The sequence below is a fragment of the Streptomyces sp. NPDC014891 genome, assembly GCF_043081085.1.
Lineage (GTDB): Bacteria > Actinomycetota > Actinomycetes > Streptomycetales > Streptomycetaceae > Streptomyces.
The window spans coordinates 454,931-479,732 of sequence record NZ_JBIBWF010000001.1 but is presented as its reverse complement, the minus strand read 5'-3'; the positions used below and the strand labels follow the sequence as shown (position 1 = coordinate 479,732).

Annotated in this window: 18 protein-coding genes; 10 read left to right on the top strand and 8 right to left on the bottom strand. The window is 75.3% G+C overall.

All coding sequences use genetic code 11. From position 1 onward, the window contains the following. Positions 1-45: 45 nt before the first annotated feature. Positions 46-1,545 carry a DUF6777 domain-containing protein gene (locus tag ACF09E_RS02050; protein ID WP_392203391.1) on the bottom strand — a complete coding sequence of 500 codons (1,500 nt, stop codon included), beginning with the start codon at positions 1,543-1,545 and terminating at the stop codon, positions 46-48. A 149-nt stretch (positions 1,546-1,694) separates the two neighbouring features. Between ACF09E_RS02050 and ACF09E_RS02045 the strand changes: the two genes are divergently transcribed. Continuing rightward, complete coding sequence (locus ACF09E_RS02045; protein ID WP_392203390.1) at positions 1,695-3,032, top strand: streptophobe family protein; 1,338 nt, start codon at positions 1,695-1,697, stop codon at positions 3,030-3,032. A 58-nt stretch (positions 3,033-3,090) separates the two neighbouring features. Here the strand turns inward: ACF09E_RS02045 and ACF09E_RS02040 are convergent, their stop codons facing one another. Next, positions 3,091-3,486 (bottom strand): RidA family protein, encoded by a 396-nt coding sequence (locus ACF09E_RS02040; protein WP_392203848.1) that lies wholly within the window; start codon positions 3,484-3,486, stop codon positions 3,091-3,093. Positions 3,487-3,642: 156 nt separating this feature from the next. Between ACF09E_RS02040 and ACF09E_RS02035 the strand changes: the two genes are divergently transcribed. Then, on the top strand, positions 3,643-4,614 hold the full coding sequence (locus tag ACF09E_RS02035; protein ID WP_392203389.1) for a helix-turn-helix transcriptional regulator: 972 nt from the start codon (positions 3,643-3,645) through the stop codon (positions 4,612-4,614). A gap of 178 nt (positions 4,615-4,792) precedes the next feature. Here ACF09E_RS02035 and ACF09E_RS02030 read toward each other — a convergent pair whose 3' ends face one another. Genes ACF09E_RS02030 through ACF09E_RS02020 form a run of 3 tightly spaced genes read right to left on the bottom strand, consistent with a single transcriptional unit; the run spans position 4,793 to position 9,330 of the window. Then, entirely contained in the window at positions 4,793-5,776 is a 984-nt protein-coding gene (locus ACF09E_RS02030; RefSeq protein ID WP_392047920.1) for a serine/threonine-protein kinase, read from the bottom strand. Then, the gene (locus tag ACF09E_RS02025; protein WP_392203388.1) at positions 5,776-6,576 is read right to left on the bottom strand and encodes a hypothetical protein; all 801 of its coding nucleotides are present in this window, start codon (positions 6,574-6,576) and stop codon (positions 5,776-5,778) included. Before ACF09E_RS02025 ends, ACF09E_RS02030 begins: the two co-directional genes overlap by 1 nt. Positions 6,577-6,600: 24 nt before the next feature. Beyond that, positions 6,601-9,330: an FHA domain-containing protein gene (locus tag ACF09E_RS02020; protein ID WP_392203387.1), complete on the bottom strand. Its 2,730-nt coding sequence runs from the start codon at positions 9,328-9,330 to the stop codon at positions 6,601-6,603. Positions 9,331-9,433: 103 nt separating this feature from the next. On the opposite strand from ACF09E_RS02020, the gene ACF09E_RS02015 reads away from it, so the two are divergent. After that, complete coding sequence (locus ACF09E_RS02015) at positions 9,434-10,108, top strand: TetR/AcrR family transcriptional regulator (RefSeq protein WP_392203386.1); 675 nt, start codon at positions 9,434-9,436, stop codon at positions 10,106-10,108. On the opposite strand, the gene ACF09E_RS02010 is transcribed toward ACF09E_RS02015, so the two are convergent. Further along, positions 10,072-10,884 carry a class II aldolase/adducin family protein gene (locus tag ACF09E_RS02010; RefSeq protein WP_392203385.1) on the bottom strand — a complete coding sequence of 271 codons (813 nt, stop codon included), beginning with the start codon at positions 10,882-10,884 and terminating at the stop codon, positions 10,072-10,074. The genes ACF09E_RS02015 and ACF09E_RS02010 overlap by 37 nt on opposite strands. A gap of 288 nt (positions 10,885-11,172) precedes the next feature. On the opposite strand from ACF09E_RS02010, the gene ACF09E_RS02005 reads away from it, so the two are divergent. Continuing rightward, entirely contained in the window at positions 11,173-11,865 is a 693-nt protein-coding gene (locus ACF09E_RS02005; RefSeq protein ID WP_392203384.1) for a ThuA domain-containing protein, read from the top strand. Between the two features lie 178 nt (positions 11,866-12,043). After that, complete coding sequence (locus tag ACF09E_RS02000; protein ID WP_392203383.1) at positions 12,044-13,441, top strand: NADP-dependent succinic semialdehyde dehydrogenase; 1,398 nt, start codon at positions 12,044-12,046, stop codon at positions 13,439-13,441. Between the two features lie 65 nt (positions 13,442-13,506). On the opposite strand, the gene ACF09E_RS01995 is transcribed toward ACF09E_RS02000, so the two are convergent. Together ACF09E_RS01995 and ACF09E_RS01990 are read right to left on the bottom strand one after the other, a co-directional pair. Further along, positions 13,507-14,532, bottom strand: coding sequence for a PHP domain-containing protein (locus ACF09E_RS01995; protein ID WP_392203382.1), 1,026 nt, complete (start codon positions 14,530-14,532; stop codon positions 13,507-13,509). Positions 14,533-14,548: 16 nt separating this feature from the next. After that, a complete protein-coding gene (locus tag ACF09E_RS01990; protein WP_392203381.1) occupies positions 14,549-16,630 on the bottom strand; it encodes a SpoIIE family protein phosphatase in 2,082 nt (693 codons plus the stop codon). A 186-nt stretch (positions 16,631-16,816) separates the two neighbouring features. Between ACF09E_RS01990 and ACF09E_RS01985 the strand changes: the two genes are divergently transcribed. The 5 genes from ACF09E_RS01985 to ACF09E_RS01965 all read left to right on the top strand — a co-directional run bounded on the left by ACF09E_RS01985 (position 16,817) and on the right by ACF09E_RS01965 (position 24,732). Continuing rightward, positions 16,817-20,314 carry a BTAD domain-containing putative transcriptional regulator gene (locus tag ACF09E_RS01985; RefSeq protein WP_392203380.1) on the top strand — a complete coding sequence of 1,166 codons (3,498 nt, stop codon included), beginning with the start codon at positions 16,817-16,819 and terminating at the stop codon, positions 20,312-20,314. Between the two features lie 168 nt (positions 20,315-20,482). Further along, the gene (locus ACF09E_RS01980) at positions 20,483-20,683 is read left to right on the top strand and encodes a hypothetical protein (protein WP_361858592.1); all 201 of its coding nucleotides are present in this window, start codon (positions 20,483-20,485) and stop codon (positions 20,681-20,683) included. A gap of 249 nt (positions 20,684-20,932) precedes the next feature. Next, positions 20,933-22,123, top strand: a complete 1,191-nt coding sequence (locus ACF09E_RS01975) for an acyl-CoA dehydrogenase family protein (protein WP_392203379.1) — start codon at positions 20,933-20,935, stop codon at positions 22,121-22,123. 288 nt (positions 22,124-22,411) lie between these two features. After that, entirely contained in the window at positions 22,412-23,113 is a 702-nt protein-coding gene (locus ACF09E_RS01970) for a DUF485 domain-containing protein (protein ID WP_392203378.1), read from the top strand. Continuing rightward, positions 23,110-24,732 carry a cation acetate symporter gene (locus ACF09E_RS01965; protein ID WP_392203377.1) on the top strand — a complete coding sequence of 541 codons (1,623 nt, stop codon included), beginning with the start codon at positions 23,110-23,112 and terminating at the stop codon, positions 24,730-24,732. The genes ACF09E_RS01970 and ACF09E_RS01965 overlap by 4 nt, the downstream gene beginning before the upstream one ends. Positions 24,733-24,802 lie beyond the last annotated feature (70 nt).

The window sequence follows — 24,802 nt, the reverse complement described above, 5'->3', positions numbered from 1 at the left end:
CGCAAAGGCCCCGGGTCCGCCGTGCGGCGGACCCGGGGCGACCGCTCAGACCACGGACGGGGTGCCCGCCCCGGCGGCGGACCGCGGCGCGGCCCGCGGACCGGGGGCGGGAGCCGGGGCGGAGTCCGCACCCGGCGGCGCCGGCGGCGAGCCAGCCGCGCTGGACCCGGTCGAGGCGCTGGACAGGCCCGCCGAGCTCTCCGTGACCGGCGCCGACTGCGGAGCCGGCGAGTCGGCCGGGGGCGAGGTGTCGTCCGGCGGGGTGGTGTCCTCGGAGGGCGGCGGCGTGTCGCTCGACGGGGGAGTGTCCGAGGGTGAGGTCGGCGCGGACGTCGACACGGACGGGGAGAGCGTCTCCGGGCACGGCGAAGGCGTCACGCCGTCGACCGGCGCCGGGGTCTCGTCGCCCGTGACCGTCACGCACGGCACCGGGGACGGCGGGGAGACGGACGGGGACGTCGAGGCGGAGGTCGAGGGGGAGGTCGGCGGCTTGGGCGGCTCGGTCGGCTTGTCGTTCCGGCCCCGGTGGTCCCCCTGCTGCCGCGCGAACCAGCTGTCGTCCTGCACGTCGTACACCACGAAGACGTTCACCACGGTCACCGAGGGCGCCACCACGACCACCTGGTCGGCGTCGTAGCCCTGCCAGGGCGTGCCCGTCGTCCGCGGCGACTTCTGCGCCACCGGCGGGGTCAGCGGGTTGCCGCAGGCGCAGCGCACCCGGGGCACCCCGCGGTCGTCGACCAGGACGGCCGTCCCGGCCTGGAGCACCGACTGGTAGGTGGTCGCGGCCCCGTCCCGGTAGCCGTGGTTCGTCACCCGGGTGTCGGCCCGGAGCTGGAGCGGCGTCAGGGAGCGCAGATAGCCGGGCACCTGGTTCGCCTGGATGCCCAGGGTGGAGGCGAAGGCCGCGTTCTTGGCCGGCTCGGCGGAGAGGTAGCGGACCTGCTGCTCCACGTCGCAGCTGGCCACCGACTGCGTACCGCCGTAGAGGCCGGGGGTGGAGCCCGACACCTCGGTGGTCGCCTGCGAGGTGCGGGGCGGCAGCGAGGCGGGCGAGGCGGACGCGGCGTCCGTCCGGGCCGTCGACTTGGTGAACGGGTCGGGGCCCGTCGCGGCCGCGTTCTGGAGGAAGACCTCGCCGCCCCCGGAGCCCGCCGTGTCGTTCTTGTCGTCGGGGCTGTTGGTGAGCACCACGACCAGGGCGACGGCGGCGACCACGACGGCGGTGACGGAGGCGACCTTGGGCACGGACCGCCACCACGGGGTCTTGCCGGGGCCGCCGTTCCCGGACCCGCCCGGGCCGCCGGTGCCGCCGGACCCGCCTCCGCCGCCGGAACCGCCGGAACCGCCGGAACCGCCGGAACCGCCGGACGAGCCTCCGGAGCGCCCGCCCGAGGAACCACCGCCGCCCGGGCCGCCGGGGGGCGGTCCGGGGGGCGGTGGGTGACCGCCGGATCCTGGGCGTGCGCCCGGGCCCGAGAGGGGGCCCGAGGGGGGACCTGCGGGAGGAACCGACGGAGGGCCGGACGGCGGGTGGGACGTCACTTTTTTCCCTTTCTTCCGTTCCGGGCCCATTGTGTGCGCCGATCGGTGGGTACCCGCAAGCGGAGGACCCGACCGGATCCCCCGCCGGGGCGGGGCCCCGCCCCGGCGGGGCCCCGCCCCGCAAGCGGCCGACCGCGACCGGTACTAGCGTGGGCAGGGTGAGCAGTCGGCTCCCCACCTCCCCCGCGCCCGGCACCGGGCCCCTCGCCCGCGTCGGCCTGCACAGCCTGGCCGCGGTGGTCGCCGGTTACGTCGCCATGGGCGTCACCGCGGCCCTCGGCCTCTGGGCGGCCGGTGCGGCCGACCTGCCCGGGGGCTTCACCGCGGTCCTCGCCGCCGTCGTCGTCATGGCCTCGGGCGGCCAGGTCGAACTCTCCGGCGACGCCGGCGCCCTCGCCGGGACCCGCGCCGAACTGACCGCGATGCCGCTCACCGTCACCCTGGTGGGCGCACTCGTCACCGGCTACTGCTTCCTGCGGCCCCTGCGCCACCACGCCGTGGCCGGCACCCGCGAGCTCGCGCTCCGGGCCGCGAGCACGGTCGTCCTCTGGCTCCTCGCCCTGACGGGGGTCTCGGCCGTCGCCCGCCACGACTTCCCCCTGACCTTCGGCGGCGATGAGGAACAGGGCTCCCTGACGGACCTCTTCGGCGAGCTGCTCGACGCGGTGAGCCCCACGGTGGGCTTCCGTACCGTCCTCGGCCCCACCCTCTTCTACGGGCTCCTGTGGATCCTCGGGGTCCTCGTCGTCGCGCTCCTCGTCTCCCGCAGGACCCCGCTGCCGCCCCGGCTCGTCCGCTTCCACGAACCCGTGCGGCCCGCGGCGCACGCGATGCTCCTGCTGCTCCTGGCGTACGTGGTCGTGGGCCTCGTCGCCGGGCTGGTGGTCGCCGCGACGAGGGGCCACGCGGCGGAGACCTTCGCGGTCCTCCTCCTCGGCCTGCCCAACGTCTCCTGGCTTGCCCTCGGCGTGGGCATCGGCGGCTCCTGGGAGGGCAGGGTCGACGGCCCGTTCGGCCTGCCCATGCCGCAGGTCCTGGACGCCGTGCTGCGCCAGGGCGACCGCACGGACCTGTCGACGATCGACCTGGGCTCGCTGGCCGCGGAGGACGCGCGCGCGTGGTGGCTGCTCCCGGTGGCCGCCGTCCTCGTCCTCGCGGCGGCCTTCGTCGCCGCGGTCCGCTCCCCTGCGAGGATCAGGCCGTGGCAGCACTCCCTCCACCTGGGCATCGCCTTCGCTCTGACCATGCTGGTCGTGGCGCCGCTGACCCTGGTCGAGGCGCGGCTGGGCCTCTCGGTCCTGGGCATCGGCGAACTGGACTCCCTCGGCGGCGAGGTGATCCTCCGCCCGAACGTCTGGAGGACGGTCGGCTTCGCCCTGCTCTGGGGGCTGTTCTTCGGATTCCTGGGCGGCCTGCTCGCCACCCGCGTCCGCCGCGGGGGCGCGGTCGAGGACACGGTGAGCCCGCCACCCCCGTCGGCGACATAGCGTGCCGCCCCGCCCGCCGCCCGGAGCCGCACGGCTCGGGGCGACGGGCGGCGCCGCGTCACGCGACGGCGGTTCCCTCCAGTTCGACCACCTGCCCCGGGATCGCCAACCGGGTCACCCCCAGCATGGTGGTGGCCGGAGCCACCCCGGCCGCCCCCAACCGGCCCGCCAGCCCCCCGTAGTGGCGGACCAGCAGGTCCACGTCGGTGGTGTAGACGGTGAGCCGTACGAGGTTCGCGAGAGACATCCCGGCCGCGGCGAGCACGCCCTCGACGTTGTCCGCGCTCAGCGCCAACTGCGCGGCCATGTCCCCCTCGTACAGGGGCTCGCCCTGCTCGCTCATCGCGGTCTGCCCGGAGACGTACAGGGTCCGGGTGTGCCCGGAGACGAGCTCACCCTGGTTGAACCCCCATTCCGTCGACCACGCCACCGGGTTGACCGCCACTCGCTCCATCGCCACGTCAGCTCCGTTCGGTTCGCCGCCCCGCCTCGGGTCGAGGCGGGGGAGTAGGGGCGCCGGCCTCGCGGTCCGCACCGCTCCGACGCCGTGGTGACGAGCCTCCCAACGCATCACGACACCCTCTGTCATGTATTCCGTTAGCGTTCTCGCATGCGCGCCGACCGCCTGGTCTCCCTGGTGCTCCTGCTGCGCCAGCGCGGCCGCCTCACCGCGGACACCCTCGCCGCCGAACTCGGGGTGTCCACCCGCACCGTGCTCCGCGACATCGAGGCGTTGTCCGGCGCCGGAGTCCCGGTCTACGCCGAACGGGGCCGCCACGGCGGCTTCGCCCTGCTCCCCGGATTCCGCACCGAGCTGACCGGGCTGAACCACGATGAGGCCCTCGCCCTGCTGACCGCCGCACCGGGGCGCGAGGCGCGGGCGTTCGGCCTCGGACCGGCGCGGGCCTCCGCCCTGCGGAAGGTGCTCGACGCGCTGCCCGACGCCCACCGGACCAGCGCGAGTGACGCGGTCCGGCGGTTCCTCGTCGAGCCCGAGGCGGACCTGCTGTCCCGCAGGCGGACCGACGACGAGCTGCCCGGCGCCACGATGCTGGAGGTCAGACGCGCGGTGCTGGCCGGTCACAAGCTGCGCATCCGCTACGCGGCCACGGGGCAGGCGCCCGAGTGGCGCACCGTGGACCCGATCGGCCTCGTCACGGTCCGCGACCGCGGCTACCTGCTGGCCACCCGGGCCGGTGAGGACCGCACCTACCGGCTGTCGCGGGTCCTGGCCGCCGAGGAACTGGCCGAGCCGGCGGAACGGCCCGACAGCGTCGACCTGGACCGGGTCTGGCGGGAGCGCTCCGCGCGCTTCCTCGGCGACGGTCACCTGACCGTACGGGTACGGGTGAACCCGGCGCGCCGCGAGGAACTCCTGGACACCGCGGTGGCCGTGCGCGCCGAGGAGGCCGACGGAGACGGCGGACTGCGCCTGGAGCTGACCTACCAGGACGCGCGGCACGCCGAATGGGCCCTGTGGCAGCTCGGCCCGGACGCGGAGGCACTGTCCCCGGCGTCCCTGCGCACCGCACTGCACCGGCGCGCCGCGGCCCTGGCCGCCCGGTACGAGGACCCGGCCTGAGAGGAGCCGGGCCACCGGCCGGCTGCCCGGCCACCGGCCGGCCACGAACACCGGACGACGACCGGATCCCGGCGCCGCGGCGCGGACGCGCGGGACGCACGCGGTCGGTGCACGCGGGCTCGGGCAAGCGGGCTCGTGCACGCGCGCGGGGGCGGTCCGATCGCCGCGGACCGCCCGGCTACAGCCCGCGGAAGACCGGCCGTGCCCAGACCGGCGGATCCCGTGGCGGGGTCAGCGGCTCGGGGCTCCTCGGCACGACCGGCCCGCCACCTCCCGCGATCAGCGCCCCCCGCAGCTCCGCCACGAACTCCAGGCACGTCCCGTACCGCTCCTCCGGCGTCTTCGCGAGCGCCTTCGCGAACACCGCGTCCGCGGCCTCCGGCAGCCCCGGCCGGACCTCGGAGAGCGGCGGCGGGGGATCGTACTGCTGCGCCCACAGCACCGCCCAGTCCGTGTCACGGCGGAACGGCGGCGCTCCCACCAGCGTCTCGAACACCACACAGGCCAGGCTGTACACGTCGCACCGGCCGTCCACCGGCTTCCCCGAGATCTGCTCGGGGGCCACGTAGTCCAGGGTGCCGACGAACTCGCCCACCGTCGTGAACCCGGTCAGCGACAGGGACTTCTTCGTCAGCCCGAAGTCGGTGAGGTAGACGTGCTCCGGGTGATCCCGGTCCGTGCCCTCGGCGACCAGGATGTTGCCGGGCTTCACGTCCCGGTGCACCAGGTCGTGGGCGTGCGCCGCGTCCAGGGCCGAGGCGACCTGGACGGCGATCCGTCCCGCCTTCCCCGGCGGCAGCGGCCCCTCGCGGTCCAGCAGGGCGACCAGGTCCTGCCCCGCCACGTACCGCATCGCGATGTAGAGCACGCCCTCCGTCTCGCCCGCGTCGAAGACCGGGACGATGTGGGGGTGGTCGATCGAGGCGGCGACCCGGGACTCGTGCGCGAACCGCTTGCGGAACGTGTCGTTGCGGGCCAGTTCGGGGGCGAGCAGCTTCAGCGCGACCGTCCGGTCGAGCCGGAGGTCCCGCGCCCGGTACACGACCGCCATTCCGCCGCGGCCGATCTCGCTCTCCACGCGGTAGCCCGCGATCTCCTTGCCGAGGAGCCCGGAGGCCCGGCCCGCGGGCAGCTCCGGCTCACCGCCCGCCGCGCCCGCCATCACCCCTCACCGTCCTTCCGGGGCGGCGGCCGCTCCACCACCTGGGTGGGCGGCGGCGCGGCGGTCTCGGCGGGGGCCGGCGGCGCGGCGGTCGCGGGGGCCGCAGGCGGGTCGCTCCCGGGGGCCGGCGGCGGGTCGCCCAGCACCACCACCTGGGTCGGCTCGTACCCCGGGGAGCCGGCCGGCCGATCCTCCCCGGCCGCCCCCTCCGTTCCGTCGCCCTCCTCCGCCGCGTCGGCCCCGCCGGGCCGTGTCGCGTCCTCGCCCGGGGAGGCCGGGGCGGCCGGGGAGGCGATCGAGGGTGCCGACGAGGCCGCGTACGTACTGAGCCCCACCCCGTCGCAGTACACCCACCGCTCGTGCTCCGCGTCGTACAGCCACACCGACTCGCCGTCGACGACCATGCCCACCCGCAGCCCGCGCGTCCGCTGCCGGAAGTCCTCGCCGTCCAGGCGCCCGGCTCCCAGTGCCTCCGCCGCGCGCCGGTAGCGGCCGAGCGCGTCCTCGGCGCGGGCGATCAGCGGGCGCGGGTCGGCTGTCCTGGCGGTCGGCTGCCCCGCCGCCGGCGGGTCGTCCGGGACGGTGACGAGGAGCCGGGCGTCGACCCAGGCGGTCCAGCCGTTGGAGCAGAGCACCCGCCCCCAGTCGCCGGCCCGCTCCTCCAGGCGCACCGGCAGGAACGCGTCGAGCGGCGTCGTCGGCAGCCCCGGGTCCGGCGCCTGCCACGCTTCGAGCCCGTCGCGCGGGACGACGTGGGTGGGCCGGAAGTCCGGCACGTACTCGGGTACGGGGACGCTCACCTGACCACCTCCGCGTGCACGGGCCTACCTCCGCATGACGACCGGCTCGTGGCGGCGCAGGAGACGTGCCACGAGGAGGCCGATGACGAGACAGAGCACCACCATCATGCCCATGTCGAACAGCCAGGCCGCCGCGGTGTGGTCCATCAGCGGGTCCGCCGTCTTGTCGCTCGGCGAGACGGTCCCGATGTCGACCGTGGCGCCCATCGCCGCGAACGCCCACCGCGAGGGGACCAGCCAGGCGAGCTGTTCGAGGACGGGCGTCCCCCGCACGGTCAGGAGCGCGCCGCAGAAGACCACCTGGACGATCGCGAGGAGGACGAGCAGCGGCATCGTCACCTCCTCCTTGCGGACCAGGGCGGAGACGAGCAGCCCGAGCATCATCGCCGTGAAGGACAGCAGTGCGACGGCGAGGGTGATCTCCACCAGGGGCGGCATCAGGACGCCCTTGCCGCCCGGCACGTTCAGCGGGACGCCGATCAGGGCAACCAGCGTGAGCACGACCGCCTGGACGACCGTGATCGTGCCGAGGACCACGATCTTGGAGGCGAGGTACGCCGAGCGGGACAGGCCGACGGCTCTCTCGCGCCGGTAGATCGTGCGTTCCTTGACCAGCTCGCGCACGGCGTTCGCGGCGCCGGTGAGGACGCCGCCGACGCAGAGGATGAGCAGGACGTTGAGCGTCGACTCCTGGTTGAAGCCGCCCTCGGACAGGGCCCGGGCCATCGCGCCCATCACGAACGGCAGCGCGATCATGATGGCCAGGAACGTGCGGTCGGCGGAGAGCGCGGCCGTGTACCGGCGGACGAGCGTCCGCAGCTGGGAGCCCCAGCTCTGCGCCTTCGGCGGCGGGGCGGGCTCCCGCTCCTCCGCCGCGGATCCCGGCACCGGGACGTTCGGGCGGGCCGTGGCGTCGGCGACGTACCGGCGGTGGAAGCGGGAGGACCGGTACAGGCCGGCCCAGTCCCGGTCCCGGTCGTTCTCGAAGGCCTCGAAGGCCTCCGGCCACTGGTCGAAGCCGAAGAACTCCAGGGACTCCGAGGGCGGCCCGTAGTAGGCCACCCGGCCGCCCGGGGCGAGGACGAGCAGCCGGTCGCAGACGTCCAGGCTGAGCACGCTGTGTGTGACGACGACGACCGTCCTGCCGTCGTCCGCGAGGCCCCGCAGCATGTGCATCACGGACCGGTCCATGCCCGGGTCGAGGCCGGACGTGGGCTCGTCGAGGAAGAGCAGCGAGGGCTTGGTGAGCAGTTCGAGGGCGACGCTCACCCGCTTGCGCTGGCCGCCCGACAGGCTGTGGATCGGCTGCTGCGCGCGCTCGCCGAGACCCAGCTCCTGGATCACCTCGTCCACCCGGGCCCGCCGCTCGGCGGGCTCGGTGTCCTCGGGGAACCGCAGCTCGGCGGCGTAGCCGAGAGCCCGGCGCACGCTCAGCTGGAGGTGCAGGATGTCGTCCTGCGGGACGAGCCCGATGCGCTGCCGCAGCTCGGCGTAGTCCCGGTACAGGTCGCGGCCGTCGTACAGCACCGTGCCGCGGTCGGCGGGGCGCTGCCCGGTGAGGGCGCCGAGGAGCGTCGACTTCCCGGCGCCGGACGGGCCGACCACTCCCAGCAGGCACTTCTGCCCCACGGGGAACGAGACCTCGTCGAGGAGCGTCTTGCGTCCGTGGTCCACCGTGACGGCGAGCGACTGGACGTCGAGGGAGACCTCGCCGGTGTCCGTGAACTCGACCAGCTGGCCGCCGATCAGGCAGAACGCGCAGTGGCCGATGCCGACGATGTCGTCGGGGGTGACCCGGGCGTCGACGACGGGGGCGCCGTTGAGGTAGGTGCCGTTGTGGCTGCCGAGGTCGTGGATCCAGTAGGTGCCGTCGGGGTGGGCGCGCAGTTCGGCGTGCCGCCGGGAGACCACGAGGTCGGGGACGACCACGTCGTTGTCGGGGGCGCGGCCGATCCGGATGCTGTGGGCGGGCAGCGGCCGCACGGAGGTCGGCTGCCGGAAGGTGCCGGTGGCGGCGGGGTGGGAGACGGAGGAGGGGCGGGGCGGGGGTGCGTCCCTCAGGATGCCGGGGGCGGGTGCGGGCGCCTCGGGCGGAGCCGGCGGGGCGGCGGCCACCGGTGTGGGGACGGAGGCCTGCTCCGGCGCCTCGGGGGCCTGCGGAGTCGGCGTCGCCTCCGGGGTCTCCGGGGCCTCCGGAACGGGGGGCGGCGGTGCGGCCCGTACCGGCTCGGGCCGGTCGGCCGGCGCCGGTCCCGCAGCCGCGGGCATCTCGGCCGGCGCGTCCGGGTGGGGTCCGGGAGGGGTGTCGGCGGGCGGCGGTGGGGCGGCCTCCGGTGCGGGTACGGCCTCCGGCGTGCGTACGTCCATCGGGGCGGGCGGTGTCTCCCCGGCGGCCTGATCCTCCGGGGCCGCCCCCGCCGCGGCCTCGGCCGCTCCCGAGGACAGCACCGCCCGGGGCCCGTCCTCCGGATGCCCGAACCGCACGACGGTCCCGGGGCCCACCGCGCGGGGCCCGTCCATCCGCAGGCCGTCGGTGAAGGTGCCGTTCGTGCTGCCCTCGTCCACGAGGGTCCAGCGTCCGGCGGCCGCGCTGAGCACCGCGTGGTGCCAGGAGGCACGGGCGTCCGCGAGCACGATGTCACTGGTGGGGTCGCGCCCGATGCGATAGACACGGCCCGGACTCATCCGGGTCGTGTCCCCGTCGATCTCGAGGACCAGCTGGGGCGCCGCGGGCGCGACGGGCCGCTCTCCCATGCGTGAATTTTATCCGCCGGTGGTCGTCCCTGCCCGGGATGGGGCCGCCGGTAGGGTGGGCGTCCGCCGCAGGACGCGGCCCCGGAACGACGAGGAGGCGCCCGTGCCGAAAGGTGTCACCAGGAGGCGGCCGCGTACCCGCGCGGCGCTGCTGAAGGCCGCCCTGGAGACCTTCGCCGAGCACGGCTTCCACGCCACGACGATCGAGCAGGTATGCGAGCGGGCCGGGTACACCCGGGGCGCGTACTACTCGAACTTCGCGAGCAAGGAGGAGCTCTTCCTCGCCCTCTTCGACGAGCACAGCGACCGGATCGTCCGGCGGCTCGCCGAGTCGATCGACGCGCTGACCGCCGACGAGTACACCCTGGACCGCCTCGCGGAGCTGGCCGCCCGGGTCGAGCCGGACGAGCGGGACTGGTACCTCGTCACCACCGAGTTCACCCTGCACGCCATCCGCGACCCGCAGGCCGCCTGGGTGCTCGCCCGCCACGACGCCCGGCTGCGGGCCGAGATCGCCCGCGGGCTGACCCTCGTCCTGCGCCGCGCGGGACGTGAACTCACCGTGGACGCCGACCGGTTCGCGCGGCTCCTCATCGCCCTGCGCGAAGGCGGACTCGCGCAGAGCTACGTGGAGCCGGCGGAGCTGCCGCCGGGCAGCCTGGAGCGTCAGTTCCTCGTCCCGCTCCTGGAGGCGTCGACACGGCGGATCCCCGGCGCCGACACCGGTGCGGGGGACCGGGGTCAGTCGAAGAGGTCCGGGTCCGACGCCGCGATCTGATCCCACAGCGGGCGCGCCTGAAACCAGCCGGCGAGATGCCCGCCGATCTGCCCGCGGGTGAGCAGGGCCGTCTCGCGGTCGATGTGCTGCGGTGTGCCCGCGGCCGCGGCCATCGCGAGGAGCTGGGCCTGGCAGGAGCGCTCCATGGTGACGAACCACCACACGGCCTCGGCGACGGACCGCCCGACCGTCAGGAGCCCGTGGTTCTTGAGGATGACCGCCTTGAAGCCGCCCAGGGCCTTCGCGACCCGCTCGCCCTCCTCGGTCTCGTTGACGACGCCGCGGTAGTCCTCGTAGAGGCCGTGGTCCTCGAAGAAGGCGCAGGCGTCCTGGGTGATCGGGGCGAGCGGGATCCCGAGGCTGGAGAACGCCTTGCCGTGCAGGGAGTGCGAGTGCGCCGCGGCGATCGCGTCGGGCCGGGCGGCGTGGACCCGCGAGTGGATGACGAACGCGGCCCGGTTCACGGGCCTGCGCCCCTCCAGGACGGTCCCCTCGTGGTCCACCAGGATCAGGTCGGAGGCCTTGATCTGGCCGAAGCTCATGCCGAAGGGGTTGACCCAGAAGGCGTTCGGGTCGCCCGGATCGCGGACGGTGATGTGCCCGGCGACCCCCTCGGAGAAGCCGAACCTCCCGAAGATCCGGAAACCGGCGGCGAGTTGCTCCTTGCGGTACCGGCGTTCCTCCTCGACGGAGTCGAAGGCGGGCGGCAACGGCAGCACGGCCCCTTCGGGCAACGGCCCGACGGCGGCGGCGAGCGCGGGCGGCACGGTGCTCATGACGACTCCTCGATGAGCGGGCGACGCCCCCGAGGCGGGGCGCGCCCCGACGGGGCTGGGCGCGCCAAAAGATACAGAGACGCATCCGATACGACAATGGATCGACATCCGGGTGGGGAGGATCGCCCGTACGTGTGGGGAGGTGCTCCGGCTGATGCGCGGAAGGGCGGTGTTGCGGCCGCGGAGCCCTGGCCGCTACGGTCGACCCCCACGGATAGAAAGCGCTTGCTGTGCGTACAGCCCCCGCACCTCACGTCCCCTCCCGCACCCTCGCCCCGGAGTCACCGCGTGACCAGCCCCGACGTCCTGATCTACACCCGCACCGCGGGCTACCGTCACGCGTCGATCCCCGACGGGGCCGCCGCGCTCGCGGAGCTCGCGGAAGGGCTCGGGCGGGGGGCCGAGGTGTCCGGGGACCCGGGGGTGTTCACCGCCGAGCGGCTGGCCGGGTGCTCCGTCGTCGTCCTGCTCTCCACCACCGGGAACGTCCTGACCCCCGAGGGGCGCACCGCCTTCGAGGCGTACCTGCGGGGCGGCGGTTCCCTGCTCGCCGTCCACGCGGCGGCCAACGCCGAACCCGACTGGCCCTTCTACGGCGAACTCCTCGGCACCCGCTTCGACGGGCACCCCGAGGTGCAGCCTGGCCTCGTCCTCGTCGACGACCGCGACCATCCCGCGACCGCCCCGCTGCCGGCCCGCTGGGCCTGGACCGACGAGTGGTACAACTTCACGTCCGACCCGCGGCGGTGCGCCGTCCCCGGTGCGCACGGGGCCGGGCGGACCGGGACTCGGGTCCTCGCCCGGGCCGACGAGACCTCCTACCGGGGCGGCACCCACGGGGACGACCACCCGCTCGTCTGGTGCCGGGAGATCGACGCCGGGCGGGTGTTCTTCACCGCGCTGGGCCACGCCCCCGAGGCCTACCGCGACCCCGCCTTCCGCGCCCACCTCTCCGGCGCCCTCGCCTGGCTCACCGACTGAGCCGGCACCGGAAGGTCCCCGAGGGCGCCCGGCGGGCGCTCCGGGCCGCACCTTTCGACCGCCGTGTCCGCGCAGGTCGCCGCCGCTTTCGGGTCATCCCACCGCCCCGCCCCTGTTGCGCCGGGCGCCGCTTCGCGGAAACGTGCAGTCGGGGACCGATGTCAGGAGGAGACACGCCATGGCCATCGCCACCGTGAACCCGGCGACCGGCGAGACGCTGCGCGTCTACGAGGCCCACGGGCCCGAGGAGGTCGAGCGGCGCATCGCCGCCGCTCACGAGGCCTACCGCCAGTACCGGACAACCTCCTTCGCCGAACGCGCCCGCCTGCTGCGCGCCGCCGCCGGTCTCCTCGACGAGGACACCGAGGACATCGCGCACACCATGACCGTCGAGATGGGCAAGCCCATCGCCGCCTCCCGCGCCGAGGCCGCCAAGTGCGCCAAGGCGATGCGCTGGTACGCCCGCAACGCCGAGGAGCTGCTCGCCGACGAGCACCCGGCGGAGAGCGACGTCCAGGACTCCGGCGCCGACCTCGCGCGGGTCCACTACCGGCCCCTCGGCCCGATCCTCGCCGTCATGCCGTGGAACTTCCCGCTCTGGCAGGTGATCCGGTTCGCCGCCCCCGCGCTCATGGCGGGCAACACCGGCCTCCTCAAGCACGCCTCCAACGTGCCGCGGACGGCGCTCTACCTCGGCGACCTGTTCCGCCGGGCCGGATTCCCCGAGGGCTGCTTCCAGACCCTGATGATCGGCTCCCGGGACGTGGAACGCGTCCTGCGGGACCCCAGGGTCGTCGCCGCCACCCTCACCGGCAGCGAGCCCGCCGGCCGGGCCGTCGCGTCCGTCGCGGGAGACGAGGTCAAGAAGACCGTCCTGGAGCTCGGAGGCAGCGACCCCTTCATCGTCATGCCCTCCGCCGACATCGTCGGAGCGGTCAAGACGGCCGTCACCGCGCGCGTCCAGAACAACGGCCAGTCCTGTATCGCCGCCAAGCGGTTCATCGTCCACCGGGACGTCTACGACGACTTCTCCGAGCGCTTCACGGCCGCCATGAACGCCCTCACCGTCGGCGACCCCCTCGACGAGTCCACCGACGTCGGCCCCCTCGCCACCGAGCAGGGCCGCACGGATCTGGAGGAGCTGGTGGACGACGCCGTCCGCCGCGGCGCCACCGCGCTCTGTGGCGGCCACCGTCCGGAGGACCCGGAGCTCGCCCGCGGCTGGTACTACCGGCCCACCGTCCTGGCCGGCGTCACGCCGGAGATGCGGATCCACCAGGAGGAGGCCTTCGGGCCGGTCGCCACGGTGTACGCGGTCGGCGACATCGAGGAGGCCGTGGCCGTCGCCAACGACTCGCCGTTCGGCCTCAGCTCCAGCGTCTGGACCCGCTCCCCGGAGGACGTCGCCTTCTTCGTCCGCGACCTGGAGGCCGGCGGCGTGTTCGTCAACGGCATGACGGCCTCGCACCCCGCCCTCCCCTTCGGGGGCATCAAGCGTTCCGGCTACGGTCGCGAGCTCGCCGGGCACGGCATCCGCGAGTTCTGTAACGCGACGACGGTCTGGCAGCGCGCCTGACGCCGCCCCACCGCCCGGCCGGCCGTCCGCGCCACCGCCCGACCGCGCGCGCCACCGCCGGATGCTCAGCTCCCCGCCCACTCCAGCAGCCGGTCCGCGGACCAGGTGTTGATCACCCGCTCCTCCGGCACGCCGCACTCCTCGGCCCGCGCGCAGCCGAGGATCTGCCACTCCAGCTGACCCGGCGCGTGCGCGTCCGTGTCCACCGCGACGTACGCGCCCGCCGCCACCGCGAGCCGCAGCAGCCGCCGCGGCGGGTCTAGCCGCTCCGGCCGGCTGTTGATCTCGACGGCCGTCCCGGACTCGGCGCACGCGGCGAACACCCGCTCCGCGTCGAACTCCGACTCCGGCCGCAGCCGCCCGCCCGCCACCAGCCGGCCCGTGCAGTGCCCGAGCACGTCCATCAACGGGTCGCGCACGGCCCGTTCGAGACGGCGGGTCATGGCCCGCGCGTCCATCCGGAGCTTCGAGTGGACCGAGCCGACCACGAGGTCGAGGCGGTCGAGCAGCTCAGGTTCCTGGTCGAGGGAGCCGTCCTCCAGGATGTCGCACTCGATGCCGGTGAGCAGACGGAACGGCGCCCACTCCTCGTTCAGCCGGGCCACCACGTCCAGTTGCTCCCGCAGCCGCTCGGCCGAGAGCCCCCGCGCCACCGTGAGCCGGGGCGAGTGGTCGGTGAGGACCGCCCACGCGTGGCCGAGCGACGCGGCCGCACGTCCCATGTCCTCGATCGAGGCGCCGCCGTCCGACCAGTCCGAGTGCAGATGGCAGTCGCCGCGCAGGGCCGCCCGCAGCGCCTCGCCCCCGCCCGCCGGATCGGCGGTCCCCAGGGACTCCTCCAGCTCCTCCTCCAGCCCGGCCAGGTACGCGGGGACCCGTCCGTCCAGCGCCTCGCTCACCACCGCCGCCGTCTTGGGCCCGAGGCCCTTCACCGACTGCAGGGTGCCCGCCGCCGCGCGCCGGGCCGCCTCTCCCTCCGGCAGGGCGGAGACCGCGGCGGCGGCCGTACGGAAGGCCCGCGCCCGGTACCCGGGTGCCTGGGCGCGTTCCAGGAGGAACGCGATGCGGTTCAGGGCGGCCACGGGATCCACCGTGCTGCTCCCTTCCTCAGACGCCGTTCACGACGTCGGCCGGCACCTCCGACGGACCGATCTCGCACCACACGGCCTTGCCCTCGCCGCGCGGCTCGACACCCCACCGCGAGGCCAGCGCGTCGAGCAGCAGCAGTCCGCGGCCCGAGGTGGCGGCCTCGCCGGGGGTACGCCGGCGGGGCCAGGCGCTCGACCGGTCCTGCACCGACAGCCGTACCCGCCGCACCGGTTCGGGGAGCACCTCCAGCGTCAGCACCGCGCCGCCCTCGGTGTGCAGCAGCACGTTCACGAGCAGCTCGCCCGTCAGCAGCTCGGCGTCGTCGGCCAGTTCGGTCATGCCCCAGTCGCGCAGCGCCTGCCCCACGGCCGCGCGCGCGTCCGACAGGCCCTGCGGGTCGGCCTGGTGGATGTACTGGTGGATCCGCGGCGCCCGGGGGGTGCCCGGGTCCGGGCTGCGGCGCAGCACGAGGAGTGCCACGTCGTCCCCCGACCCCCAGCGCTCCCACAGGCGCTCGGAGAGGTGGTCGGCGAGCGCCTCCGCCTGCGGGGGGCCGCTGCCGATCGCCCCGGAGAGCGCGGCGAGACCGGTCTCGATGTCCGATCCGGGCTGCTCCACGAGACCGTCCGTGCACAGCACCAGCGTCTCCCCGGGCACGAGGTCGAGCCTTGTCTCCGGGAACTCCTCGTCGCCGAAGACCGTCGCGAGCCCCAGCGGCAGTCCGCCCCGCAGCTTGGGCCGCCCGACCCGCCCGTCGGTGTGCCGGATCAGCGGCCCCAGGTGCCCGGCCCGTACGGCGCGCAACGTGCCGCTCCCCAGGTCGACCTGGGCGTACGTGCAGGTCGCGAAGCGGTTGGTGTCCAGCTCGGCGAGGAAGCGGGAGGCGCGGGCGAGCACCGTCGAGGGGGCGTGGCCCTCACCGGCGTAGGCGCGCAGGGCGATGCGGAGCTGGCCCATGATGGCGGCGGCGTGCGTGTCGTGCCCCTGGACGTCGCCCACGACGATCCCGACCCGGCCGCGGGGCAGCGGGATCACGTCGTACCAGTCGCCGCCGACCTGCCGCCCGCTCCAGGCCGCGTGGTAGCGCACGGCGATCTGGCCCCCCGCGAACTGCGGGATACGGCGGGGCAGCATCGTCGCCTGGAGTCCGGTGGCCAGCTCCCGCTCCTCGTCGAAGAGGATCGCCCGCTGGAGCGACTGGGCGACGATCGCCGCGAGCCCGAGGGCGAGGTTCCGCTCGTCGGCGTTGAACGAGGTGCGGCCCCGGTAGAACAGGGCCATCCCGCCGAGCGAGCGCGCCTGCGCGACCAGCGGGAGGTAGCAGGCTGCCCGGAAGTCGAGCCGGCCCAGGTACGGGGCCAGCTCGGGGAAGTCCCGTCCGAGCGAGGGGAAGGAGGAGGCGAACCGGGGCCGCCCGCTCAGCACCGCCTCGGCGAGCGGCATGCCCCGGTCGAGCCGGCGGACCCGGAAGTCGTCGAGCACGCCGAGGGTCTCGCCGCTGAGCGCGATGATGTTCAGCGAGCCGTTCTCGACGAGCCCGAGCGCCAGGCCGTCCGCGCCGAGCCGGGCGAGTCCGCCCGGGCCGGTCAGGGCGGCCGTCACGTCGTCCACGGTCACCGCGCGCGACAGGGCGGCCGTGGTCCGCTCCACGATGTTCGTCTGGACCTCGCGGCGCTTCTCCAGCTCCTGCACGAAGGCGAAGCGGGTCAGCTCGGCGGTCGTGTCCCGGACGACGCCGACGATCCGCCGGGCCCGCCCGTCCGGCGAGCGGAGGATCCGCGCCTGCACGTGCGTCCAGTGGGGTGGTCCGTCGTCCTGGGGGATGGGGAAGTGCGCGGTGTACGAGACCTCGCCGCTGGTCACCGCCTGCCGGACGACGCCTTCGAGCCGGGCGCGCTCGTCGGGCGCGAGCCGGGCGATCAGCGTCACCGGCCGGCCGTCGTAGGCGCCCGGGACCACGCCGAAGACCAGCAGCCCGGCCTCGTCGACATCGATGGTGCCCGTGTCGAGATTCCAGTCGAAGCTGCCGGTCCGGTCCATGGCGAGCCACTCGGCGGGCCCGATCTCGCCATTGCGCGTACGCCGGTCTTCATCGGTCATCCTCCCCATTGTCGAACCCGCGCCCCGCCGACGCCATGGCGATGACACGGCGTGGCGCGAGTTCCTCGCGGCGGTGGCGGGGGAGACCGGCGGCGGGAGCGGCCCGCGGGTCGCTCCCGCCGCACCGGTCCCGGCAACCACGTGCACCCCACGGGCCCCGCCGCGCCGTCGGGGCAGAATGGGCCGGTGCAGCCGCCCTACCGTGTTCTCGGTCCGTGTCAGGCCCTCCGCACCGACGACGGGACGGAGGCCGTCCTGGGCGGCGCCCGGCTCCGCGCGCTGCTCACCGCCCTCGCAGCGGCCGGAGGACGGGCGGTGGGCACCCGCGCGCTGATCGACCAGGTCTGGGGCGGTGCCGGCGGAGGGGAGCCGGACCGAACGGCGGCGCTCCAGGCGCTCGTCGGCCGGTTGCGCCGGGCGGCGGGCCACGACGTCGTCGTCTCCGGCCCCGGCGGCTACCGGCTGGCCGCGGAACCGGACGCGGTCGACCTCCACCGCTTCGAGCGGCTGGCCGCCGAGGGCGCCGCCGCGCTCGGCGCGGGCGACCCGGCGCGGGCCGCCGGCCTCCTCGACGAGGCCCTCGCCCTCTGGCGCGGCCCCGCCCTCGCGGACCTCCCGGGCCGGGACGCGGACCCGCTGGTCGTCCGGGTCGAGCAGCGGCACGCGCAGGCCCGGCGCGACCGGCTCGCGGCCGCACTGGACCTGGGGCGGGCCGCGGAGGTCCTGGCGCCGCTCGCCGCCCTGGCGGCCGGAGAACCGCTCGACGAACCCCTCCAGGCGCTGCGGATCCGCGCCCTGCGCGCGGCCGGGAGGCCCGCCGAGGCCTTGGCCGCGTACGAGGAGGTCCGCGCGGGGCTCGCGGACCGGCTGGGCACGGACCCGGGACCCGGACTGCGCGCCCTGTACGCCGAGCTCCTGGCGGACGGTACGGCGACACCGGCGGCGGCCACGAGGCCGCCCGGCAGCGGGCCGGAAGACGCTCCCGCGGACGCCGCCGCGGGCGGGCCGGGAGGCGCTCCGGCGAGCGCCGCCGCGGGCGGGCCCGGAGGCGCGACGGCGAGTGAGCCGGGTGGCGCTGCCGTGAGGGGGGCGGTCGGCGCGTCGGCGTGCGAGCCGAGGAGCGCGGCCGCCGGCCGGCCCGGAGGCCGCGTCGCGACCGGGCCGGGCACGGCGGCGGGTCTTCCCGCCCGGCTCACCTCGTTCATCGGGCGTGAGGAGGAGCTGGGTGCGCTCGGCGCGGACTGGGCCGTCCGGCGGCTCGTCACCCTCACCGGGCCCGGCGGCGTCGGCAAGACGCGGCTCGCCCTGGAAGCGGCCGGGGCGTACCGGGACGGGACGGTCCACCTCGCCGAACTCGCCTCCGTACGCGAGGAGTCCGGGGTCGCCCCGGCCGTCCTCGGCGCGATCGGCGCCCGGGGGACGCACGGCTGGCACCGCTCGGGGGTCGTGGTGGCCGACCCGGAGGACCCGTACGCCGAGATCGTCGAGCACTGCGCGGGGCGGCGGATGCTGCTCGTCCTCGACAACTGCGAGCACCTGGTCGCGGCCGCGGCCGAGCTGGTGCACGTGCTGCTCGCGCGGTGTCCGGGGGTGCGGGTGCTGGCGACGAGCCGGGAGCCGCTGGGGGTGCCGGGGGAGGCGGTGCGGCCGTTGGGCCCGTTGCCGGCCGGGACGGCGTTGCGGCTGCTGGGGGAGCGGGGTGCGGCTGCCCGTCCGGGGTTCGCGGTGGGCGAGGACCTCGGCGCGGCGGAGGAGGTGTGCCGTCGGCTCGACGGGTTGCCGCTGGCCATCGAGCTCGCGGCGGCGCGGCTGCGGTTGTTGTCGGTGGGCCAGATCGCGGAGCGGTTGGACGACCGGTTCCGGCTGCTGACCTCGGGGGCGCGGACCGTGCTGCCGCGGCAGCAGACGCTGCGGGCGGTGGTGGACTGGTCCTGGGAGTTGCTGGATGCCCCGGAGCGGACGGTGCTGCGGCGACTCGCGGTGTTCACGGGGGGCGCGGACCTGGCGGCGGCGGAGGCGGTGTGCGGAGGTGCCGGGGCGGGGGAGGTGCTGGAGCTGCTGGGTGCCCTGGTGGACAAGTCGCTGGTGGTGGCGCGGCCGGGCCGGGACGGGATGCGGTTCCGGTTGCTGGAGACGGTGGGAGAGTACGCGCGGGAGCGGCTGGCGGAGTCGGGGGAGGAGGCGGAGGCCGAGCGGCGGCATCTGACGTACTACCGGGAGCTGGCCCGGACCACCGAGCCCGCACTCCGCGGCTCCGGACAGGCCGAGGCCGTCGCTCTCCTGGAACGGGAGCACGACAACCTGCGCGGCGCTCTGCGGACGGCCGTCGCGCTCGGCGCGGAGCAGGAGGTGCTCTGCCTCGTCCACTCCCTCAGCTGGTTCTGGCAGCTGCGCCACCACCAGGCCGACGCCCGCGCGTGGGCCGTGGAGGCGGGCAGGCTCGGACCCGATCCGTTCCGGGAGCCCGTGCGCCCGGCCGAGCCGTTCGACGGCCGGTGCACGGACGTTCCGCCGCCCTGGACCGGCGAGCGCCTCCGGGAGGCCCGGCGTGGCGGGCGGCTCTACGCGCTCGCGACCGAGGGGGGCCGGGGCGCCGCCGCCTTCGAACGCACCGGGACCCGGGCGCGGCTCGCCGCCGTGGTCTCCGCGTACCGTCCCGGCCTGCCCCAGACCTGCCGCCAGCCCGGGACGATGTGGCACTTCGCCCGCCTGATGGCGGGGGAGTCCACCGGCCTCGACGAGGTCCTGACGGCGGTCGTCGACGCCTGTCGCGACCACGCCCCCGGCTGGGACCTGGGCTTCGCCCTGCTCGTCCGGGCCAAGCTCGTCGTGCGCGGCCCCGCCGACGCGGCCGAGGCGCTCGCCCTCTTCGAGGCCGCGGGCGACCCCTGGGGCATCGCCGAGTCCCTCGCCGCCCGGGGCGAGGCCCACGAGCGCGCCGGACGGCTCGCCGAGGCCGCCGAGGACTACCGGCGGGCCGCGGAAGCCGCCGAGCGGGCCGACGCGCGCTCCCAGGTGCCGCTGTCCACCGCGCGTCTGGCGGCCGTACGGCTGCGGCTCCGGCCGGAGGGGGACCCGGCGGCCGAGCGGCTGCTCGTCGAGGCCGCCGACGCCGCGGGCGAGTGGGGCGCGGAGGCCGCCGGCACCGCCCGGATGCTGCTCGTCCAGCACTACGCCCACACCGGGCGGACCGCTCCCGCCCGGGAACAGCTCGCCCGGCTGGCGGGCGAGTTCGGGGAGTCGACCCCGTCGCTCTTCCTGGGACTCGCCGGCGGGGCCTCGGCCTGGCTCGACTGCCTCGACGGCGCCCACGGACAGGCCGTGGAGCGGCTGGCCGGCGCCGTCGCGGACCTGGAGCCCCTGGCCCACCTGGTCGCCCCGTACCTGCTCGTCACCCAGTTCGCGACGGCCGCGTGGGCGTTCGGCGGGCGGGGCGGGCCGGGCGACGCGGAGACCGGGGCGCGGCTCCTGGGCGCCTACGACGCCCACGCCGGCTCGTCCACGGGCGGCGGCTTCCGCCCCTTCACGTCCGGGACCGAGTCCCTGATCAGGGCGCGGGCCGAGGAGACGCTGCGCCGGACGCTCGCCCCGGAGGCGTACACCCACTGTCACGGGGAGGGGAGGGGACTCACCCTCCGCGCGGCGGCGGAACTCGTCGGGGACCGGGCGGCGGCGGGCCGGTGAGCGGTCGCTTCGGGCCGCGCCGGCCCGGACCGGCCGGGCTCGGGGCCCCCGCGGCCGGCCGCTCACGGGGCGCGGCGCGGGCGGGCGGGGGCGCCCTCTGCTCCCGGATGCGGACCTACGGGCCGGACACGAGAATGGCGAGTGCCGGACGAAATCGTAGGAGGCGGCATGAACGCTGAGCCCGACAAGACGTCCCCGGGGGACTTCCCCACGCCCGACCGGCTGCTGCATTCCGGGTCGGAGGGCGAGTTCACGGCCGAGGACCTGGTCCTCGCCTCCGGTCGTGACGTGACTCCCAAGACCCTCGCCTGGGCGGAACGCCGCATGGCGGAGAAGGGTCGCGCCTCCATGGACGAGTTGCTGCCGTAGGCGGCGCCGACCGTCCGCGCCGGTCCGCGGGACAGCGGACGGTCCCCCGAGCACTCCCTCGACCCGCCACCCCCGGCCCCGGTTCGGCAGCTGCGAACCGGGGCCGGGGGCCGTCCGGGACCGCCCCGAGGCTTCCGCATTTGTGGAACACGTTCTACCGTGGCCGCCGTCGCGCGTCGCACCACCCGGGTGACGCCGGGGACCCGCAGGACCGCCGCCGCAGGACAGCCGCCACGGGAGGCCCGCCCCATGCACCTCGCCTACACGCCCGCGCAGAACAGCCTGCGCGCCGAACTCCGCGCGTACTTCTCCGCGCTGGTCCCCGAGGACGTCCACACCCGTTACGCGGATCCGGCGGCGCAGAAGCGCTTCTACCGGGAGACCGTGCGGCGGCTCGGTGCCGACGGCTGGCTCGGGGTCGGCTGGCCCACCGAGTTCGGCGGGCGGGGGCTGACCCCGATGGAGCAGTTCATCTTCTTCGACGAGGCCGCGCAGGCGGGCGTGCCGCTCCCGCTCATGGCGCTGAACACCGTCGGGCCGACGATCATGCGCTTCGGCACCGACGAGCAGAAGGCGTACTTCCTGCCGCGCATCCTCTCCGGCGAGATCGACTTCGCCATCGGCTACAGCGAACCCGACGCCGGCACCGACCTCGCGGCCCTGAAGACCCGCGCGGTCCGGCGGGGGGACGAGGTCACCGGTACGTACACCGTGAACGGCCAGAAGATCTGGACGACCAACGGCGACACCGCCGACTGGGTCTGGCTCGCGGTCCGCACCGACCCCGAGGCGCCGCCGCACAAGGGCATCACGATGCTGCTCGTCCCGACGAGCGACCCCGGCTACTCGTGCACGCTCATCAACACCCTCGCCTCGCACGACACCACCGCGAGCTACTACGACGACGTCGAGGTCCCCGCCTCCCGCCGTGTCGGCGAGGAGAACAAGGGCTGGCGGCTGATCACCAACCAGCTCAACCACGAGCGCGTGACCCTGGCCGCCCACGGCACCATGGCGATCCGCGCCCTCCACGACGTCCAGCGCTGGGCCGCCGCCACCCCGCTCGCCGACGGCCGGCGCGTCATCGACCTGCCCTGGGTCCGCCGCACCCTCGCCCGCACCCACGCCCGGCTCGACGCGATGAAGCTCCTCAACTGGCAGATGGTGAACGCCGTCCAGAACGGCACCCTCACCCCCCAGGACGCCTCCGCCGTCAAGGTCTACGGCTCCGAGGCCCGCCGCGACGCGTACGCGGCCCTCATGGAGGTCGTCGCCGCCGCGGGCGCACTCAAGGAGGGCTCGGCGGGCGCGGTCCTCCACGGCGAACTGGAACGCGGCTACCGCTCCGCCGTCATCTTCACCTTCGGCGGCGGCAACAACGAGATCCAGCGCGAGATCATCTCCTGGATCGGCCTGGGCATGCCCCGCGTCCGCCGGTAGCGGCCGCGCCCGGGGCCCGCGCACGCGCACGTGCCTCCGCCGGCGGGCCACGGCCGGGTCGCGCCCCGGTCCCGGGCCGACCCGAGGCACGGCCCCGAGACCCGCCCGTGACCTGCGGAAAGATCCACAGCCGGGTTTCCTCCGGTTTCGTCGCGACGCGCACAGGATCGTCACCGAACCGACATACCGAGCGGTCGGGATCCCCTTACGAGAGAGCTATACCCATGAGTAACGTTCGCGGACCACCGGCGCCACCCGCCCGCCCCCAGGCGGCAAGGAGCAAGATCGATGTCGTACCACCAGCCTTTCCCCGGCCCACCGCCCGTCCCCCAGCGGAACGCCGGGCGGCACCGCCACGAGGCGGCGCCGCACTCCCGGGAGGGCGGATCGCCGTCCCGGGGCGCCGATCCGCAGACAGGCCGGGAGCCGTCCGCGCGAGCGTGGGAGCCCGCGCCGCAGGCCTGGGAGTACTCGCCCCACGGCGGAGACCCCGCGCGGCGCCACCAGGACGTCGCGCAGCAGCAGCGGGGCTCCGCACACCAGGCCTGGGACTCCGCACACCAGGCACGGGACTCCGCTCGGGAGTCCTGGGACGCGACCCCGCCGCCGCGACCGCCCGCCGCCACCAAGGACCGGGACGATCTGCACCTGCTCGGATCCGCCTACCGCAGGCTCCGCCGCGTCGCCACCTTCACCGCGCTCGGCTACTTCGTCGTCTTCCTCTTCCTGTCCGGCTACGCCCCCTCGCTGATGACCGGCAGCATCACCGGCGGGCTCACCACCGGTCTGGTCCTCGGCCTCCTCCAACTGCCCGTGGCACTGGGCGCGATCGCGGTGTACGAGCGGATCGCGCGCCGCCGCGTCGACCCGCTCGCCGCCACGATCCGCGCACGCGCCGAGCGGGCGGCCGCGGCGGCCGCGCCCCGGCCGGAACGCCCGAGCCGCTCCGCACGTCCCGTGTGGCAGTCCGCCGGAGGTGGCCGCGCATGACCGGCTTCAGTCCCGAGGCCCAGACCATGTCGCTGATCGCGTTCATCGCGGTCATCACCGTCACGCTGCTGCTGTGCGTGATGACCGGCCCCGACCGGGACGACCTGGGAGACTTCTACACCGGATACCGCTCGCTCTCCCCCGTGCAGAGCGGCCTCGCGATCGCCGGCGACTACATCTCCGCCGGGACCGTGCTCGGCACCATCGGCATCATCGCGCTCGTCGGCTACGACGGCCTCACGCTCGCCCTGAGCACCGTGCTCTCGCTGGTCCTGATGATGTTCCTGCTCGCCGAACCCCTGCGCAACGCAGGCCGGTTCACGATCGGCGACGTCCTCACCCGGCGCCTCCCCGGCCCGGCCGTGCGGATCGTCACGGCCGCGGTGACCCTGACCGCGCTGCTCCCGCTGGTGATCTTCCAGCTCGCGGGCGCCGGCGACCTGCTCTCGGTCGTCCTCGGCTTCGACTCCGACGGCTTCAAGACCGGGGCGATCGTGTTCCTGGGCGTGCTGATGATCGCGTACGCGGCGATCGGCGGCATGAAGGGCACCGCCTTCATCCAGATCGTCAAGACCGTCGCCCTGCTCGGCTCGTCCCTCGCGATCGCCGCGCTCATCCTCCACCGGTTCGACTTCAGCCTGCCCTCCCTGCTGGACGCGGCCAAGCGCGGCAGCGGGGCGGGAGACGCCTACCTCGCCTCCGGCCTGCAGTTCGGCGGCGACCGACTCGACATGATCAGCACCCAGTTGACGGTCGTGCTCGGCGCCGCGGTGCTCCCGCACATCACCATGCGCATGTTCACCGCGCGCAGCGCGGCAGCCGTGCGGCGCTCGATGTCCTGGGCCGTGTCGACCGTCGTCGTGACCTGCCTGCTGATCGCCGTCATCGGCTTCGGCGCGGCGGCGATCGTCGGCCACCAGGGCCTCGTCGCCGGCGACCCGCAGGGCAAGACGGCCTTCCTCATGGTCAGCCAGGCCGTCATGGGGGCGGAGCAGACCACCGTGGAGACCCTGCTCTTCACGGCCGTGGCGACCGCCGTCTTCCTCACCCTGCTGGCCTCGGTCGCCGGGATCACCCTCGCCTGCGCCAACACCCTGGCGCACGACCTCATCACCCACGGGCTGCGCCGGAAGACGTGGCTGAAGGGCTCCACGGAGATGGCCGTCGCCCGGATCGCCGCGGCGGGCGTGGGACTCGTGGCGATCGCGATCGCCGCCGGCGCACGGCACCTGAACCTTCAGGCCCTGCTCACGCTGTCGTTCTGCATCGGCGCCTCCGCGGTCGCGCCGGCGCTCGTCTACAGCCTCTTCTGGCGCCGCTACTCCCGTACGGGACTGCTCTGCACCCTCATCGTGGGCAGCGTCTCCGCGTTCCTCCTCATGACGGGCAGCAACCTGGTGTCCGGATCGCCCCAGGCGATCTTCCCGCACCGGGACTTCAACTGGTTCCCGTTCACCACGTCGGGCATCCTCTCGGCCCCGCTGGGCTTCCTCGCGGGCTGGCTCGGCACGGTGCTCCGCGAACGCGATCCGGCCGGCCAGCGCATGAGGTACGAGGCGGTGGAGGAGACGATCCTGGCCGGCACCCCGGTCCCGAACGGCGCCCCCGGGTCCCGCTAGGGGTGTCCTGGCGCCGGGCCCCTCGCGGAGGCGGAACGACCGGAGGAGCCGGGGGCCGTTCACCGGGGCC